Consider the following 17,388-nt stretch of genomic DNA (forward strand, 5'->3'; position numbering starts at 1 on the left):
AGCAGCTGACGACGCAAGAGATCTAAGCCCTGCTGACTGACCAAGGCCGTTTGCAGCTCACCATTAATATATAGCTGCTTATTGCGATATTCAATCAGGTCGCCCGGCAAACCAATCACGCGCTTGATAAAATAGCGCTTATCGCCCGGCGGGAAAAATACCATCACATCGCCGCGTTTAGGCTGATTGATGTCGATCACTTTCGTGCGGCTTACCGGCAAGCGAATACCGTAGGTGAATTTATTCACTAAAATAAAATCACCGACCAGCAAACTAGGCTCCATAGAAGACGAGGGAATCTGAAACGGCTCGGCAATAAAAGACCTGACAATCAACACCAGCAATAATATTGGCAGTAGCGAGCGAGTCTCACTGATCAGCCAATGCGGCTTCTGCTCGGCTTGGCGCTTCGCTTTGAAATAGAACTGGTCGGCACACCAAATGACGATACCTAGGGCAGAGGCCACCACTAAAATAAGGGGAAGATTAATGTCCATATAATTACTTATTCTGATTTTAATACCGCAAGGAAAGCAGACTGCGGAATTTCGACATTACCCACCTGCTTCATGCGTTTTTTACCGGCTTTTTGTTTTTCTAAGAGTTTTTTCTTACGGGTAATATCACCGCCATAGCATTTCGCGGTGACGTTTTTACGCAGCGCTTTGACCGTCGAGCGCGCAATCACATGGCCGCCAATAGCCGCTTGAATAGCCACATCAAACATTTGCCGCGGAATCAATTCTTTCATTTTTTCAGTCAGTACACGCCCACGCGACTGCGACTGATCTCGGTGCACAATCACCGCGAGCGCGTCAACGCGATCGCCATTGATTAACACATCTAACTTAACCAAGCTTGATTTCTCAAAGCGGTCAAAACTGTATTCCAGTGAGGCAAAACCGCGACTGACAGACTTAAGCCGATCAAAGAAGTCGAGCACAACTTCAGCCATGGGAATATCGTAGGTCAAAGACACCTGCTGCCCCATATATTGCATATCGCGCTGCATACCGCGCTTTTCTACACAGAGGGTTATGACATTCCCCAAATGCTCTTGCGGCACCAGGATATTGACTTCGGCAATCGGCTCACGCATTTCCTCAATCGTTGAGGGATCCGGCAATTTCGACGGGCTATCAACATAGATTTCTTCACCGCTTTTCAGGCCAACTTGATATACCACGGTTGGCGCTGTGGTAATGAGATCGAGATCATATTCGCGCTCAAGCCGTTCCTGAATAATCTCCATGTGCAACATGCCCAAGAAGCCAATCCGAAAACCAAAACCCAAAGCATCCGAGGTTTCTGGCTCGTAAAACAGCGAGGCATCATTTAAGGAGAGTTTTTCCAGCGCCTCACGAAAATCCTCATAATCGTCGGTCGAGACGGTAAACATGCCCGCGTAAACCCGCGGCTGCACTTTTTGAAAACCAGGCAAGGCATCAATGTGTTCGTAACCCTTAGCGTGGGTCAGCGTATCGCCCACCGGGGCACCATGAATATCTTTAATGCCAGCAATCACAAAGCCAACCTCACCCGCTTTTAACACACCGGTTTCGGTATGCTTGGGGGTGAATATGCCGACTGACTCGGCTTGATGAATTTTGCCAATTGACTGCGCGACAATTTTATCTTTTTTACGAATCGTGCCGTTGACGATACGCACCAGCGATACCACGCCGAGGTAGTTATCAAACCATGAATCAATAATCAGCGCCTGTAGTGGGCCATCAGGGTCACCTGAGGGCGCAGGAATGGTCTCGACTAGCTGCTCTAATGTGTCCTCAATACCTAGGCCGGATTTGGCACTGATATGCACTGCATCGGTGGCATCGACACCAATAATATCTTCCACTTCTTGCGCCACACGGTCAGGATCAGCCTGCGGTAAATCCATTTTATTAAGCACCGTCATCACTTCCAGCCCCTGCTCGATCGCGGTATAGCAGTTGGCCACCGACTGTGCTTCAACGCCTTGCGCCGCATCAACCACCAGCAGCGCACCTTCGCAGGCTGCTAGCGAGCGTGACACTTCATAGGAGAAATCAACATGCCCTGGGGTGTCGATGAAATTCAGCTGATAAGTCTGACCATCAGCGGCTTGATAGTCGAGAGTGACTGACTGCGCCTTAATGGTAATACCACGCTCGCGCTCAATATCCATAGAGTCCAGCACTTGTTCGGCCATTTCACGTTCGCTCAAACCGCCACAGACTTGAATAAATCGATCTGCCAAGGTGGATTTGCCGTGGTCTATATGGGCAATAATAGAAAAGTTTCGAATGTGGGATAAATCAGGCACAGCAATCTCGTTGATTAAATTCAGTCGATGCAAAAAAGCGCGATAATTTTACCTGAAATTCAGCACAGGGCATAGCGATGCAGTAGCCTAGGCGGATAAAACCTCGACCACTTCAGCCTTGCTTGGCTGCGCCGGAAGAATTTTTGCTAGGCTGGGGTGAAATAAGGCATTGTGCTCGAGCTTACGACTGAATCGACTCACCATTAGCAAGCTAATTCCGAGACCCAGCAACCCGGCAACAATCTGCAGCCATACCGCGGCATTTAGCCAATGCGCCAATCCAGCCGCCGCGAGCAGCGCCAGCAATGGCAGCAGGTACATCAGTAATGCGCTTTTTAATAACGCTGCTTCATCAATATGAAACTCAACCTGATCACCAATGTCAGGCTCGATGGGTAAATGCGCATACGGCAGTTTTAAATAATGCCGTTTTGATTGATATAGACTATTGATTAAGCGAGTGCCGCAGGCACTTTTAGCGGCACAGGCTTGGCAGCTGCTTTGCTGAATGACTTCAACATAGATGGTATCAGCTTCTTTGGCCACCACTTTACCTTGCTCACAAATCATCGCTAGCGCACCATAATATTGTTGGCAATTTGCTTAATCGTCGCCAGCGGCAGCTCACCCACCACGGTTAACTGCAGGCGCTGCGCCGACGGCGTAGCGACAAACCGCGTAGTCACAGCAGTGCCGCCATTGACCATGCTCATGCCCTTGGCTTCTGCTGAATCTCGCACATCACCCTCTGCCATAGGCTCGACAAAAACGCTAAACGAGGATAGCCCATCAGAATAGGTTGACTGCATCGCTTGATATTTGACGGTGGGCTGGAGGGTTGATTGAAAACCCGTTGGCTGCCAGAGTAACTGTAGCTGATAATTATCTAGCTGTAGGCGACTATCGGTTTTATCGGCCAATTTCACGCCTACATGGTCGATATGCAGGTCGTATTGCTTAGCCGATGCCTGACGAAGATTTTGAGTAATATCCTGGTCGACAATATCTTTATATTCAATCAACACATAGCGAAACTGTTCTACTAACTCGCCTGCTTGATCGAACACCTGCATATTTAGCATCAGACCCGTCTCAGCATCAACTGCAAAGATGTAGCTGAAGCGGTGCTGGTCTTTCGGGCTTAATTTCACGCGTTTCACTAAACGGTCAGCAACTCTGCTCTGATCCAGCAACTCACCCTCATAGACTTGCCAGACACGAGTAAAATCTTTGCGCACGGTTAAGATTTTATCGACTTCTGAAGCACGCAAATCAAAAAATGATTGTTCGTCTAAATGTATGCATTTGATCGCGTAGCCATCATTAATAAGCTCTTGCCGCACACCATCTAGAAACACTAAACGCTGTCGCTCGACACCGTTTGCAACTTGATGAAAATAACGATAGCTGGAGCTATGACTGCCGCGTTCGTAGGTAAATAAACCTTCAAATTCAAGCTGCTGAGATTGCTCACTCATACGCTGAATTAAGCTCTCTGGGCTGTCGGCAACCTCTATGCTGTCGGCAACTTCTATGCTGTCGGCAACTTCTGAAACCTCGGCCAATGCAGCAGAGCCAAAGGCAGCGCAAAGCCATAGTCCTGCGGCCGTCAGTAGTTTTGCAAGCTTACTTTTTAAGTAAAGCTGTTGGCTTGTCAAAGTGTCATTGACCGTTGCTAGGCCATATGATCTATTCACGCAAACGCTCCGTGGTTGCTCTGTTTCATATATTTATCGTATACGCAGATCTTATGTCTGCATACCATTTTCAGATGGCTAGGCTTACTCGGCCACACGCACCATCGGAATTAAGCCACGACCATTATTCATGGTCGCCTGCTCAGCATGTTGTTGCAGATAATAATTTAGCCGCTGCTGCTGATAGCGCTTTTGTTGCTCAACTAAATCAAGCTCAGCGATCGGGCTATCATCGGGTATCGCTACTTGCCCACTTACCGCACTGAGCCCAACCCCGCTTTCTATCGGTAACTGGCTGGCACTGACATCACCTTGGGCGACAAAGCCCGCCTCATCCAGTGCCGATTGTGCTTGATATTGCTGCAGACCAACCACGCTCACGAAGGCAAAGCTCGCGGCCGCGGCAAAGCCCAGTACAGGTTTCAGCCAAGTTTGTTGAGCTGCTGCAGCGCTAGTAGCATTGGTTTTAACGGATAAGGGCTCAAGTTCATCGATAGCAGCACTGACTGCTTGCGAGACATCAATCGATAGGTTCAGCGGCTCGGCTTGTGACGACTGCATTGACTGCTGAATCAGGGCATAACGTTGCCAGGTTTGACGGTCATCTTGATCTAGAGTTTGCAGCAGGCGACGGGTTTCAAACTCTGAAGCCTCGCCATCCAGCAGTGCGGAAAGCGTTTCGCGACGCGGATTTGCAGGGCCTGCCGCATCTTGTTTATCAGTCATGGTATTTGCTCTCAATTTTCTCAAGGACTGCAGTCATTATGCGACCTCGGTGTGATCTAGCAGCGGTTGAATAGCCTCATCAACCGCCTCACGTGCACGAAAGATGCGCGAACGAACCGTACCTACAGGACATCCCATTACTTCAGCAATCTCTTCATAGCTCATACCATCGTACTCTCTAAGGGTTAAGGCAACCCTTAAGTCTTCTGGCAACGATTTAATGGATTGGTTCACTTTTTCCATCAATTGTTGTGAAGAAAGTTGATTTTGTGGGTTTTCCATATCTTTTAAGGGGCTATTGCCCTCAAAATGCACGGCGTCATCAACATCAATATCTGTACCAGGTGGCCGTCGACCTTTGGCCACCAGATAGTTTTTGGCGGTATTAACAGCAATGCGATAAAGCCAGGTGTAGAATTGGCTCTCACCGCGAAAATTTTCAAGTGCTCGGTAGGCTTTGATAAAGGCTTCTTGCGTTACATCTTGTACTTCAGCACTATCGTAAATAAAACGCGCAACCAGAGCAGCAACACGCTGCTGGTATTTGATGACTAGCAAATCAAAAGCACGCTTGTCTCCCTGCTGGACGCGCTCGACTAACTGTTGATCGCTAGCAGCGCTCATAAATAGACTTCCTTGCGGTGAGTGAACATATCAAGATCTTAGCGTGCATAATAAAAATGTTTATTAAAAATAATTTTTTAAGCACACTATATGCTCAAAATATCGTCATTAAACCATGTTCTCGGCGATAGCGAAAGCGCTTCACCGCATCGCAGTCATCCCGATCACCGTGCTTTTCGTTTAAAGCAAAGATCGATTATAATTTCACCTCAACTCTACAATAAGCATCTCTATTTGTATGAAACGTTTCTATGACTACGACGCCGTCATTGTTGGCACTGGCGCATCTGGCCTGTCATTAGCCATTAGCTTAGGCGCCTCGCTAAAAGTCGCCATTCTATCTAAAAATGCTGCTTATGAAGGCAGCACATTTTATGCCCAAGGCGGCATTGCAGCAGTTTTAGATGATAAAGACACAACGGATTCACACAAGCAAGACACTATGGATGCAGGCGCTGGCTTATGCCGAGAAGAGGCGGTTGCATTTACAGTTAACCATGCTAAAGAAGCGATTGATTGGCTGGTCGATCAAGGCGTGGAATTTGACAAGCGCAGCGATAAGCATCCGGAAGATTTTCATTTAACCCAAGAAGGTGGCCATTCGCATCGACGCATTCTGCATGCTGCCGACGCAACCGGCAAAGCTGTTTCTTCGGCACTGCTAAAGCAAGCCTCCAGCATGCCAAATATTACTTTTTTTGAACACCATATCGCGGTTGACCTCATCAAACATCATGAGCGCTGCTGTGGTATTTATGTATTGGATCAGCAGCGTGATGAAGTTGACACCTTTCGCGCGAAGTTTGTCGTGCTGGCGACTGGCGGCGCGTCCAAAGTGTATTTGTACAGCTCTAACCCTGAAGGCAACAGCGGTGACGGGATTGCGATGGCTTGGCGCGCAGGCTGTCGGGTTGGTAATATGGAATTTAATCAATTCCATCCCACTTGTTTATACCACCCCAAGGCTAAATCTTTTTTAATTACTGAGGCATTGCGAGGCGAAGGCGCGTTATTAAAGTTACCCAATGGTGAGCGGTTCATGCAGCGCTATGATGAGCGCGGTGAGCTGGCTCCGCGCGATATTGTTGCCCGCGCGATTGATCACGAAATGAAGCGCATGGGGGCTGACCATGTGTATTTAGATATCAGCCATAAGCCTGCACTGTTTATCCAGCAACACTTCCCCACTATTTATCAACGCTGCTTGGCGCTGGGCATTGATATCACGCAGGAACCGATCCCCGTTGTCCCCGCGGCGCATTACACTTGCGGCGGCATCGTCGTTAATGAACATGGCGGCACCGATATCAATGGCCTATTGGCTATTGGTGAAACCACGTTTACTGGGCTGCATGGCGCTAACCGCATGGCCAGCAACTCACTGCTTGAATGCCTAGTATATGCGCGCTCGTCAGCTGACTATATTTTATCGCAAATCGACACTATTGAGCTGCCCGAGTCGATGGCGCACTGGGATGGCTCGCGCGTAACCGACTCCCATGAAGACATTACCATCAGCCATAGTTGGCACGAGCTACGCCGAGTGATGTGGGATTATGTTGGCATTGTGCGCTCAGATAAGCGCTTGCAGCGCGCGTTAGACAGGATTAGCCTGATTCGCCGAGAGGTTAATGATTATTACCGCAACTACCACATATCGGCAGATTTAATTGAGCTACGCAATCTGGTGGAGGTGGCTGAACTGATTGTACACTCTGCCATTCAGCGCAAAGAAAGTCGTGGCCTGCATTATACAACCGACTACCCTAAACCGCTGGATGAGGCGAAAGATAGTATTTTAAGCCCCGCTGATGCGCAGCCATCAGCTGCTATAAAAAGTTAACGCTCGAAGGCTTAATAAGCTTTCTTCAAGCTGACTGCATATAAAGATCTTAAAGCGGATCTGAGGATCTGAAAAAGGTAAGCTTGATAAACAGCCATAAAGCTAGAAAAAACGCTACGCTTATATAAAACAGCCGCTAAGCAGGCGCAACTGTATTGAACTCGACTGTCTGGCCGTCAAATAAAGTCGATGCCGCTTGCCTGCGCCATCAATCGCGGCAAGGATGATCAGAAAACGACTGCGATACAATAGCTGTATATCCCTAAGCACATCTGCATTTAAGCACCACTGTCTATTTTGATAGCTCAGCGATAGCTGCGGCTGCGCAACCGACTCTTCTAAGCTGAAATATTGATGGCCATCTGTCTGATCAGTTCGCTTGCGCAAGTAAACCACCCACAATAAAACGACTAATACTAATATGGTCGCTATAGGCAGAATCAGTAAGTGCTGTGAAAAGAGCTGTATTTGCAAGCCAAAGCTGTAATGGTAAACAGCAGTGAGAATGATCAAGCCATTACAGGCAAGATATGCCAACGGCAAGCAGGCAGGAAGTCGATAGACGCTAAACCGAAGCCTTGTTTGCTTTGGCATAGTCGAGTATTTTTTCCATCATGGCGGCCAATGCTGGATCGTCTGGCTTGGCAGCCTGCAGCACCCACTGAAATAATTCGGTGTCTTCACAGCTGAGCAAGCGCCGATAATCGGCCTGTTCATCGGCAGTAAGATTGGCGTATACATTTTTGGCAAAAGGACTGAATGCAAGGTCGAGCTCGAGCATACCGCGCCGACTGTGCCATATCACACGTTGAATTTCTTTTGCCGTCGATTTCTCAGCCATTTTTTCAGTCATATTGTTTATCTTCAAAGTTCACGCATACACAACCGTGTTCGGTTTGCTATTATACGCACAGAAGCGAAATACCGCTAATTGAAACCCTCGAGTGATGAAAATATATGCAAACTTGGCCAGAGTTTTTAAGCGCATGCCAGCAGGCTGCAAATCCTGAGCGATTCACCCCAAAAGCGGATGCTGTGTATGCCGTTAGCAGCTTAAGCATTATTGAAATCCGCGGCACTGACGCCGAGAGCTTTTTACAAGGCCAGCTGAGTAATGATGTTAGCGCTGTGACTAGCACGCAGAGCAGCTTTGCCAGTCACAGCACCGCCAAAGGTCGAATGCTATCATCGGGTCGGTTTTTCCGTGCAGAACCACAATGCTTTTATTATCTTGTCGATCAATCAATTGCTGAGTCGAGCTTAGCGGCATTAAAAAAATACAGCGTGTTTTCAAAAGTTGAGCTATCCATCAGAAACGACTTACACTGTCTGGTCGTTAGTGGCAGTGCGGCAGAAGCTTGTTGCAGTTTGCACACCTCAAAAGCAAGCTATGCGCTTGAGCAACAATTTCAAGCAGGCGAAGTATTGGCAAGTGTTATTGCGCTAGAGCCTTTAAGCCTGCTGATGATTGCCCCATCATCGGAGTTACTAGCTTATATCTCGCAGCATCAGCTAACGGAGCATATTGCTGATGAAACGCAATTAAGCTGGCTTAATCACCAACAACGGCTTGCCTTTGTGTCAGCACCATTACAGGATCAGCTGATTGCACAAATGTTAAATTATCAAAACAACTCTGCTATCAGTTTTACAAAGGGCTGTTATACCGGACAAGAAATTATTGCGCGTAGTCAATATCGCGGCAAGTTAAAGCGCCAGCTATACCGCGCAAAAGTAACTGCAAACACAGCAATCGCTGTTGGCGCACAACTTTCAATTGCCAGTGGCAATGAACGACTTAGCAGCTGCGGTGTTGTCGCTTCAAGCTTGGTATGCAGCCAGCAAGACAGCAACAGCTGGCAGCTTGATTGCCTCTTAGTCCTTACTGAGGCTGCCGCAGAGAGCGACACGCTGTTTTTAACAGAGCAGCCAAGCACCGCGCTTACATTACAGCTTATCACTTAAAGCACTGATTATTGGCATACAGGGCTCAGCATATACACATACTTTCTCGCAACAGCCATCGCAGCGATCACAGTAAGAATGCTACGAACTATGAGCAAACCAATTCACTGGCGTCTTGCCATGCTGGACTAAATAATCATTGGCTTGAGAAAAGTGAGCACAACCAAAAAACCCTCGGTAGGCTGACAGTGGAGACGGGTGAGGCGCTGTTAGCACCAAATGCTTCGCTCGATCAATGCGCTGACCTTTCTTCTGTGCATAGGCACCCCATAACATAAACACAAGATGTTCGGTGTGCTGATTAATCCAATCGATCACCGCATCGGTAAATTGCTCCCAGCCCTGGCCCTGATGAGACGCTGCTTGATGTGCCTCAACTGTTAGCACACTATTCAATAACAGCACCCCCTGCTCAGCCCAGGCTTGTAAGTTACCAGAAGTCGGCATCGCTGCTCTACCCTGATAGACATCAGACTGAATCTCTTTATAAATATTCACTAATGAAGGCGGAATTGCCTGGCCCTCAGGCACCGAAAAACTTAGGCCATGGGCCTGTGCATCGCCGTGGTAAGGATCTTGACCTAAAATCACCAGCTTTAGTGACGCCACCGGCGTTTGTTGAAACGCTGCGAAAATATGTTTACCGGGCGGATAAATGGTTCGACCTTGTTGCTTCTGCTGCCTGAGAAACTGCTTTAACTGCAGCATATAGGTTTGCTCAAATTGATCCGATAAGGCGTCTAACCAACAATCAGGCAATTGAATTGTTGCCATAAAACATTGTCCTTTTACTTGGGCTCTGCGGCACTAGGGCTTAAACTACTGGGTTAATCTTTATGCGTTTTCTTTATTCGTTTTCTTTATTCATTTTTTATATTAGTTTTTGCCGATGTCGCTTTATCATTCTGAATATTTTACTGCCAATGACGGCCTGCGCCTACATTATCTTCACTGGCCTCAGCCTAACACAAAGCCAAAAGCCGATAGTTGCTGCGTTTTATTGCATGGCTTTACTAACGATGCGCATATTTTTGACCGTCTGGCTGAGTCACTGCAGCAGCATATGCCCGTGTTCTCTGTGGATGCGCGCGGTCATGGCGACTCGGCATGGGATCCCCAGATGCAATATACGCATGATCAGCTGCAGGATGATCTTGCCATTTTTTTAAACACCATTCAGTGTCAGCATTTTCATCTTATCGGCCATTCACTTGGCGCTAGAGTGGCAATGTTATTACTTCAGCAACAGCCACAACTTAAACGTCGCTGCCAGAGCTTTACCATTATCGATACCGGACCAGAAGTCAGTGCAATTGGGGTGAATAAAGTACGACAAGATGCTGAAAATACGCCTACTGAATTTGCCAACCTGCAAGCATTTCACCAATATCTCAGCAATATTTACTTACTGGCAGAGCCAAACGAGCTGCAGCGGCTCGCACAGTTTGGGCTTAAAACCATCAACCATGTGCTGCGGCCAAAAACCGACCCTGCATTTGCAAAGGCTTTATGGAAGCCAGACTCACACAAGGGTAACAGCGAAGACTTAAGCTATCCGCTCAATGATCAGCTTTGGCAAGCGCTTGGCCAGATTGATTGCCCCAGTTTAATCCTGCGCGGCCAGGCATCAGCCATACTGAGTCGTAAAACTGCCTTAAAAATGTTAGATATTATGCCGAATGCTGAACTCGAAACCATCAGTCGAGCAGGCCATGCTTTAATGGTGGATAATCCCTCAGAATTTATTCAGGCGGTAGAGGATTTTATTTTCAAGTAATCAGGCAATTGATAGCGGTCGATTATTTACGCTTATTTGATTTTTTCTTATGCGCACTTAAACGCTCACGCTTTTTTTGCTGTCTCGCCTGTACCCGCTCTGTTCCAGATTGGCGCTCTTGCCTTGCCTGCGGCTTTCGCTTGCTTGGCTTGTCAGCATAGGGGTTTTCGCTGGTACGAAACTCCATGCGTAATGGCGTTCCCCAAAGTTTCAGCTCACGCCGATAGGTTTTTTCTAGATAACGCTTATAGGCATCAGGTAATTTTTCGGTTTGGTTACCATGAATCACAATAATCGGTGGGTTCGAGCCGCCTGCGTGTGCATAGCGTAATTTAATGCGCCGTCCAGCGACCATTGGCGGCTGATGAATTTCTACTGCAGCTTCTAAAATAGTCGTCAACTGGCGGGTTGATAAAGATGCTGTTGCTGACTTATAGGCTTTTCGAATAGAGCGATACAGGTCACCGACACCGGTACCGTGTAGCGCAGAAATAAAATGTACCTGAGCATAGTCAATAAATTGAAGTCGGCGATCAAGCTCTTTTCGGATATGATTTTTTTGATCTTTATCCAGCCCATCCCACTTATTAATCGCTATCACTAGGCCACGTCCGGCCTCAATGCATAAGCCTAATAAATGCAGGTCTTGCTCGACTAAATCTTCGTGCGCATCAATCAGTAAAATAACTACGTTAGCATCATCAATAGCCTGCAATGTTTTTACAATAGAAAATTTTTCTACCGTTTGCTTAACATTTTTTCGGCGCCTAACGCCTGCGGTATCGATTAAAGTATATTGCTTATCTTCACGTGTATAGGGAATGTATATACTGTCGCGCGTTGTACCCGGCAAATCATAAACAACCACGCGTTCTTCGCCAATCATGCGATTAACCAAGGTTGATTTGCCAACATTTGGCCGGCCTACTACCGCCATTTTTATGCCTTGATTAGCACGTTCGGCAAATGCAATATCTTCTGCCGTTGCGGGCTGTTCTGGCAGTTGAGTAATCGCAAAGTCCAGTAATTGCCTAACGCCTTTTCCATGTGTAGCAGTGATGGGGAAAATTTTGTCTGCACCAATCGAGTAAAAATCTGATAGCACAAGATTAATATCAACCCCATCAACTTTATTCACGACCAAATGAAACGGCTTATCGCGCTGACGCAGCTGGGCAATAATCCATTGATCGTCAGGCAGCAGTCCAGCTCTACCGTCAACCATTAATAATACGACATCAGCCTCATCAACCGCCTGCATGGATTGATCCGCCATGACCTTATCAACGCCTTGTTCATCGCCTACTACACCAGCGGTGTCGATCAGCATGAAGGGGATATCGTTATGACTTGCCTCTCCATACTTTCGGTCGCGAGTTAAGCCAGAAAAATTGGCGACAATCGCATCACGCGTTTTCGTAATGCGATTAAACAAGGTAGATTTACCGACATTAGGCCGACCCACAAGTGCAATAACCGGTAACATAGGCACCCTTAATCCGCCAGATAACGGTAGGCTTTTATGCTGCCGTTGTTAGCCATAATGAAAAAGACAGTATTATCAACAAGATCAACCAATGCCGGTGATTTGACCCCGGAACCATGGATTTTTTTACGCGCAATAAAACGGCCATCTAACTGTGACAGCAGATGTATATAGCCGTCTAAATCACTGACTACCAAATAGGAGCTATACGGCACAGCCGCGGTGATGCGACGGCGCAGCAAACCATCTTGTGACCACTTTAATTCACCATTACGCGCATTATAGCCCTGCAGCAAACTATCGGCGGTGGCAATGTATACGGTGTCAAAATCAAACGCTACATCCTGAAAGCTAGACGCTGGCTTATCCCATTCCACTTTACCTTGCTGCATATTCAGTGCGACTAACTGACCCTGAAAACTGACCGCGTAGAGTTTTCCATCTTTAAATGCAGGCGCGCCATCGACATCGACCATGCGCTCAACTTCAGTGTCGCCGTCGGCCATCGCAACTCGAGGCTCTGCAAATATTTGACCTGAGTCTGGGTTAATCAGCGCAAGCTTACCGTTTGCCAAGCCAACCACTAGCAGTTGCGGCATCATCACGGGCCTAGCATTGCCACGTAAACTGAGCGCAGGAATATTAGTATCAACACGCCAAAGCTGCTCGCCACTGCGTCGATCAAACTTATAAATATCGCCATTACTGGCTTGCGCAAACACCGCATTCGCGCTGGCAACCGGCACTGAGATCAATTCTGATCGAAGCTGTGCAGCCCACTGTTGCTCACCATTGGCCTTATCAAGCGCCAACAGAGTACCGCTTTCGGTCGCGATATAGACATGCATGTCATCAACCACTGCCGCGGTGGTAAGCACTTGGTCAAGGTCTACTCGCCACGCTTTATCACCGCTGCTCTTATCAAGCTTTGCCACATAACCATCTTTGCTGGCGGCGTACAGATACTGGCCATCTTGAGCGAGACGGAACTGGTGATAGTATTCACCTAGGTCACCTTTAATATTGGCCGACCAGAGAACCTTTAACTTACCTTCAGCATCAAACGACTCTAGTTCAACTGGCTCAAGAGTTCTTGACGAGGAACAGCCATAGAGCACAGCCACTAAGGCTAACAGAAATACACTTAGGCTTCGGCATCGCAAGCGTTGCAGATATTGCAGAAATTGCATAAGCTAAATTACTCGGCTTGAGGCGCTAGTTTCGTCTGATCGACAGGCGATAAGCTTTGCACCTTTAACTCAAGCATGGGATCAGAATTTGCTGCCAGCAATTTTGCTTGCAAATACAGCGCTAATGCAGCTGATGAATCGCCCTGCGCCTGTAAAATATCTCCTTGCAGCTGCATATATTCAGCCTTAAAGGGTTCTGACTGTTTTGCGGCAAGGCTTAAGGCCGCCTCAAAATCTGACTGTGCGTATAATACTTGCGCCATGCGCAATTCTGCCAGTGCAGTAAGCTGTTGATCGGTGTTAGCATTAATAATCCACTGCAGGTATTGCTTTGCATTGCCCAACTGCTCGGCATTTACGGCCTGCTTAGCTTGCAAAAAGTTAGCATACACCGCATACACACTGTCGGCATGCTCAGTAATTAGCTGCTGATACGCGTTATCAAAATTGAGCTGTTGACTATCACTCAAGCTGGCATCGGCCGTTGCTAAGGTGCTCAGCTGCTGCATCATGGTATTGTAATATTGACTGGCCGTTTCTTTCGCTGCCTGTTGCTTTGCTTGAAAAGCTTGAAAGCCTAAGATCGCGGCAATGGCCACCACCACGACCGTTAATAAGAGGGTACCGTTTTTCGCCACAAAGGCTTTAATCGCGCTAAGTTGTTCTTCTTCAGTTTGGTAGGTTTCCATTGATAACTCCAGATTATTATTTTTCAACCGCGTCTTGCGGATTTACAAAAGGCGCTAAGGCATCTGCAATCGCATCAAAGGCAATTGCTTGTTCGCTTAATGCTATTTCAGTTGACGATTTATCGGCCCGCAGCGGCTTAATCACAGCCTCGCGAGTTGCCACCTCATTAGAACCAATCACGATGGCAAAGCGAGCATGAGATTTATCCGCCTTTTTCATTTGGCTTTTTAGACTGCCGCCACCGCAGTGGGTCGTCATGGTGAGGTGCGGCAACTGCTGACGCAGCTGTTCTGACAATAAAAATGCAGCTTGCTGAACCGAAGCATCGCCACTGACCAACAAATAGACATCTTGCTGATTTAAGGCCGCTGGCTGTTGATTCTCAGTTTCGATTAATAAGCAAAGACGCTCTAAGCCGAGCGCAAAGCCAACCGCAGGTACCGCTTTGCCACCTAGCTGCTCAACTAAGCCATCGTACCGACCACCCGCGCACACTGTACCTTGCGCGCCAAGCTTGTCGGTTACCCACTCGAACACCGTTTTATTATAGTAATCTAAACCACGCACCAGTTTCGGATTAACCTTGTAGCGAATACCTTGCGCGTCAAGCAGTTGACAAAGCTTGGCAAAATCATCTTTAGACGCCTGGTCGAGAAACTCGTTTAGCAGCGGCGCAGAAGCAAGAATTGCTTGGGTATCAGGGTTTTTAGAATCAAGAATACGCAGCGGATTCGAGCCTAAACGACGCTGACTGTCGGCGTCTAACTGATCTTTAAACTGCGTCAAGTACTCAACTAGGGCAGCTTTATAGCTTTCACGCGCAGTTAATGAACCAATGCTATTTATTTCAAGGCTAACGCTATCAGTGAGGTTTAATCTTTGCCATAGTCGCCAGGCAATGATGATTAATTCAGCATCAATATCGGGCGTGGCAATGCCAAAGGTCTCTACACCAAACTGATGAAACTGACGCTGGCGGCCTTTTTGTGGCTTTTCGTAGCGAAACATCGGACCGCTATACCACAATCTTTGCTGTGCCTGATTATCTAGCAAGGCATGTTGCGCTGCTGCGCGCACACAGCTAGCAGTGCCTTCTGGCCTTAAGGTGAGCGACTCTTGATTGCGATCCAGAAAACTGTACATTTCTTTCTCAACAATATCGGTCACTTCACCAATTGAACGCTTGAATAGATCGGTATATTCAACAATCGGCATACGAATTTCGCGATAGCCGTAACTGTTTAACAAACGTTGTAATTCAGCCTCCAGATATTGCCACAGCGATGTTTGGCTGGGCAATAAGTCTGGCATGCCTTTGATGTTCTGAATTTTCAATGCCATATGCAGTTATTCTTCTGTTTTGGCGATAAGTTTGGCATCGTCAGCTTGTTTGGCAGCGACTTTGTCACGCACCAGTGCCTCAAGCTGATCAACAAGCTCGGTTTCTGTCAGTTTATGATTAGGCTTGCCGTCTACATAGACTAAATTATTTGGGCTACCACCGGTCAGACCAATATCGGCTTCTTTTGCTTCGCCCGGACCATTGACAACACAACCAATAATCGCCACATCTAACGGTGTTTTAATATCTTCGAGTCGCGTTTCGAGTGCATTTACGGTTTTAATCACATCAAAATTTTGCCGCGAACAGCTTGGGCAGGCAATAAAATTGATACCTTTATTGCGAAGTTTTAGTGACTTCAGAATATCGAAACCAACTTTGACTTCTTCAACCGGATCGGCAGCGAGTGAGATACGAATAGTATCACCAATGCCATCCATTAAAAGTTGACCAATGCCAACGGCTGATTTGACCGTGCCAGAGCGTAAACCGCCAGCCTCGGTAATACCCAAGTGTAAAGGCTGCTCAATTTGTGAGGCTAAACCACGATAAGCTGCAACAGCCATAAACACGTCAGATGCTTTAACCGAGACTTTAAAATCTTGAAAATCGTAGCGATCGAGAATCTCGACATGCCTGAGCGCAGACTCAACCAGCGCATCAGGGGTTGGCTCACCGTATTTTTTTTGCAGATCTTTTTCTAAAGAACCGGCATTCACACCGATGCGAATCGGAATGCCGTTGTGCTTTGCTGCATCGATGACTTGCTTGATACGATCTTCTTTGCCGATATTACCCGGATTAATGCGCAGACAATCCACGCCTAAATCGGCCACTTTTAATGCAATTTTATAATCAAAATGAATGTCCGCCACCAGCGGCACAGCGACCTGTGACTTGATCTTGCCGAAGGCGTCAGCCGCTTCCATACTGGGTACCGAGACTCTGACAATATCTGCACCCGCCGCTTCTAGGCGAGCGATTTGAGCCACTGTCGCAGCCACATCACAGGTTTCGGTATTTGTCATGCTTTGCACGCTGATAGGCGCACCGCCGCCCACGGGCACATGACCGACCATGATTCGGCGTGAAACACGCCGAACAATCGGAGATTCAAATTTCATGAGGTGTAAACGCTTAGGAGTTACCCAGTACCAGTTTTGTTAAATGGCGACGGCTATCCGTCGTACCAATTTCTATAGGCTGGCCATTATAGCTGAGGCTAACCCCTGGTGCATATCCTAATGTGACTTTAAAGGGTGGTTTTCCCTCTAATTCGAGTAAATCGTCAGACTTTTTTAAGGAGGCGAAGATTCTTTCATTATTGCCATCATAGACTTCAACCCAACAATCTTCAGTAAATTGAAAACTCAGGCGAGAAAGCGCTGGCTCGGTGGCTTGTTGACTGGTGATGCGACTGACAGGCGTTTCAATTTGTGGCAGCAAGGCCTCTGTAGGGTTATCACCAGCGATTAGGGCAATATCATTGATGGCGGTAGAACCCTGCGGCGTATCGATCACGATGTGCTCCATCGATAGCTGATCTATTTGACTGGCAACACTATTACCACTTTGCGGCAGCAGCAGCACACCACACAGCGCAACAATCAGCGCAGCCATTAAACCTAACCCGGTTCGGTGACGCTTATGCTGCGAGCGCATGCTTAAACTGGCAAATACAGATGGCTTGCTCAGTTCTGGTTTTATTTCAACTTGCTGCTGAGCTTGTTGCTGAGCCTGCTT

General features: G+C 47.4%; 18 protein-coding genes. 3 read left to right on the forward strand and 15 right to left on the reverse strand.

Annotated elements, in window-relative coordinates:
• The 6 genes from lepB to rpoE all read right to left on the reverse strand — a co-directional run.
• On the reverse strand, positions 1–497 hold a 497-nt coding region (gene lepB, locus HRU21_09450), incomplete at its 3' end, for a signal peptidase I (protein NRA42513.1).
• A gap of 8 nt (positions 498–505) precedes the next feature.
• The gene (lepA, locus tag HRU21_09455) at positions 506–2,305 is read right to left on the reverse strand and encodes an elongation factor 4 (protein NRA42514.1); all 1,800 of its coding nucleotides are present in this window, start codon (positions 2,303–2,305) and stop codon (positions 506–508) included.
• Between the two features lie 87 nt (positions 2,306–2,392).
• Positions 2,393–2,875, reverse strand: coding sequence for a SoxR reducing system RseC family protein (locus HRU21_09460; GenBank protein NRA42515.1), 483 nt, complete (start codon positions 2,873–2,875; stop codon positions 2,393–2,395).
• A 2-nt stretch (positions 2,876–2,877) separates the two neighbouring features.
• Positions 2,878–4,002, reverse strand: a complete 1,125-nt coding sequence (locus tag HRU21_09465) for a MucB/RseB C-terminal domain-containing protein (GenBank protein ID NRA42516.1) — start codon at positions 4,000–4,002, stop codon at positions 2,878–2,880.
• A gap of 84 nt (positions 4,003–4,086) precedes the next feature.
• Complete coding sequence (locus HRU21_09470) at positions 4,087–4,728, reverse strand: sigma-E factor negative regulatory protein (GenBank protein NRA42517.1); 642 nt, start codon at positions 4,726–4,728, stop codon at positions 4,087–4,089.
• 36 nt (positions 4,729–4,764) lie between these two features.
• On the reverse strand, positions 4,765–5,352 hold the full coding sequence (rpoE, locus tag HRU21_09475) for an RNA polymerase sigma factor RpoE (protein ID NRA42518.1): 588 nt from the start codon (positions 5,350–5,352) through the stop codon (positions 4,765–4,767).
• A 238-nt stretch (positions 5,353–5,590) separates the two neighbouring features.
• Between rpoE and nadB the strand changes: the two genes are divergently transcribed.
• Entirely contained in the window at positions 5,591–7,195 is a 1,605-nt protein-coding gene (gene nadB, locus HRU21_09480) for an L-aspartate oxidase (protein NRA42519.1), read from the forward strand.
• A gap of 120 nt (positions 7,196–7,315) precedes the next feature.
• Here nadB and HRU21_09485 read toward each other — a convergent pair whose 3' ends face one another.
• Positions 7,316–7,582, reverse strand: a complete 267-nt coding sequence (locus HRU21_09485; protein ID NRA42520.1) for a hypothetical protein — start codon at positions 7,580–7,582, stop codon at positions 7,316–7,318.
• Positions 7,583–7,760: 178 nt separating this feature from the next.
• Positions 7,761–8,036 (reverse strand): succinate dehydrogenase assembly factor 2, encoded by a 276-nt coding sequence (locus HRU21_09490; GenBank protein NRA42521.1) that lies wholly within the window; start codon positions 8,034–8,036, stop codon positions 7,761–7,763.
• A gap of 116 nt (positions 8,037–8,152) precedes the next feature.
• Here HRU21_09490 and HRU21_09495 point away from each other — a divergent pair, with 116 nt between their 5' ends.
• Positions 8,153–9,160: a folate-binding protein YgfZ gene (locus HRU21_09495; protein ID NRA42522.1), complete on the forward strand. Its 1,008-nt coding sequence runs from the start codon at positions 8,153–8,155 to the stop codon at positions 9,158–9,160.
• A gap of 81 nt (positions 9,161–9,241) precedes the next feature.
• Here HRU21_09495 and ung read toward each other — a convergent pair whose 3' ends face one another.
• Positions 9,242–9,934: a uracil-DNA glycosylase gene (gene ung, locus HRU21_09500; GenBank protein NRA42523.1), complete on the reverse strand. Its 693-nt coding sequence runs from the start codon at positions 9,932–9,934 to the stop codon at positions 9,242–9,244.
• Between the two features lie 115 nt (positions 9,935–10,049).
• Between ung and HRU21_09505 the strand changes: the two genes are divergently transcribed.
• On the forward strand, positions 10,050–10,937 hold the full coding sequence (locus HRU21_09505; protein ID NRA42524.1) for an alpha/beta hydrolase: 888 nt from the start codon (positions 10,050–10,052) through the stop codon (positions 10,935–10,937).
• Between the two features lie 22 nt (positions 10,938–10,959).
• On the opposite strand, the gene der is transcribed toward HRU21_09505, so the two are convergent.
• From der to HRU21_09535, 6 genes are all read right to left on the reverse strand, one after another.
• Complete coding sequence (gene der / locus HRU21_09510; protein ID NRA42525.1) at positions 10,960–12,423, reverse strand: ribosome biogenesis GTPase Der; 1,464 nt, start codon at positions 12,421–12,423, stop codon at positions 10,960–10,962.
• An 8-nt stretch (positions 12,424–12,431) separates the two neighbouring features.
• Positions 12,432–13,613, reverse strand: a complete 1,182-nt coding sequence (gene bamB / locus HRU21_09515; protein ID NRA42526.1) for an outer membrane protein assembly factor BamB — start codon at positions 13,611–13,613, stop codon at positions 12,432–12,434.
• An 8-nt stretch (positions 13,614–13,621) separates the two neighbouring features.
• Positions 13,622–14,302: a tetratricopeptide repeat protein gene (locus HRU21_09520; protein ID NRA42527.1), complete on the reverse strand. Its 681-nt coding sequence runs from the start codon at positions 14,300–14,302 to the stop codon at positions 13,622–13,624.
• A gap of 16 nt (positions 14,303–14,318) precedes the next feature.
• Complete coding sequence (hisS, locus tag HRU21_09525) at positions 14,319–15,644, reverse strand: histidine--tRNA ligase (GenBank protein ID NRA42528.1); 1,326 nt, start codon at positions 15,642–15,644, stop codon at positions 14,319–14,321.
• Between the two features lie 6 nt (positions 15,645–15,650).
• On the reverse strand, positions 15,651–16,769 hold the full coding sequence (ispG, locus tag HRU21_09530; GenBank protein NRA42529.1) for a flavodoxin-dependent (E)-4-hydroxy-3-methylbut-2-enyl-diphosphate synthase: 1,119 nt from the start codon (positions 16,767–16,769) through the stop codon (positions 15,651–15,653).
• A gap of 13 nt (positions 16,770–16,782) precedes the next feature.
• The coding region (locus tag HRU21_09535; GenBank protein NRA42530.1) for a DUF4115 domain-containing protein at positions 16,783–17,388 on the reverse strand (606 nt) is incomplete at its 5' end.

It is taken from the genome of Pseudomonadales bacterium (genome assembly GCA_013215025.1).
GTDB lineage: Bacteria > Pseudomonadota > Gammaproteobacteria > Pseudomonadales > DT-91 > DT-91.

Coding starts and splice junctions, on each gene's coding strand:
- hisS (NRA42528.1), bottom strand. CDS start 15,644: ATGGCATTGAAAATTCAGAACATCAAAGGCATGCCAGACTTATTGCCC.
- HRU21_09495 (NRA42522.1), top strand. CDS start 8,153: ATGCAAACTTGGCCAGAGTTTTTAAGCGCATGCCAGCAGGCTGCAAAT.
- HRU21_09460 (NRA42515.1), bottom strand. CDS start 2,875: ATGATTTGTGAGCAAGGTAAAGTGGTGGCCAAAGAAGCTGATACCATC.
- ispG (NRA42529.1), bottom strand. CDS start 16,769: ATGAAATTTGAATCTCCGATTGTTCGGCGTGTTTCACGCCGAATCATG.
- ung (NRA42523.1), bottom strand. CDS start 9,934: ATGGCAACAATTCAATTGCCTGATTGTTGGTTAGACGCCTTATCGGAT.
- bamB (NRA42526.1), bottom strand. CDS start 13,613: ATGCAATTTCTGCAATATCTGCAACGCTTGCGATGCCGAAGCCTAAGT.
- HRU21_09505 (NRA42524.1), top strand. CDS start 10,050: ATGTCGCTTTATCATTCTGAATATTTTACTGCCAATGACGGCCTGCGC.
- rpoE (NRA42518.1), bottom strand. CDS start 5,352: ATGAGCGCTGCTAGCGATCAACAGTTAGTCGAGCGCGTCCAGCAGGGA.
- HRU21_09520 (NRA42527.1), bottom strand. CDS start 14,302: ATGGAAACCTACCAAACTGAAGAAGAACAACTTAGCGCGATTAAAGCC.
- HRU21_09490 (NRA42521.1), bottom strand. CDS start 8,036: ATGGCTGAGAAATCGACGGCAAAAGAAATTCAACGTGTGATATGGCAC.
- der (NRA42525.1), bottom strand. CDS start 12,423: ATGTTACCGGTTATTGCACTTGTGGGTCGGCCTAATGTCGGTAAATCT.
- nadB (NRA42519.1), top strand. CDS start 5,591: ATGAAACGTTTCTATGACTACGACGCCGTCATTGTTGGCACTGGCGCA.
- HRU21_09470 (NRA42517.1), bottom strand. CDS start 4,728: ATGACTGATAAACAAGATGCGGCAGGCCCTGCAAATCCGCGTCGCGAA.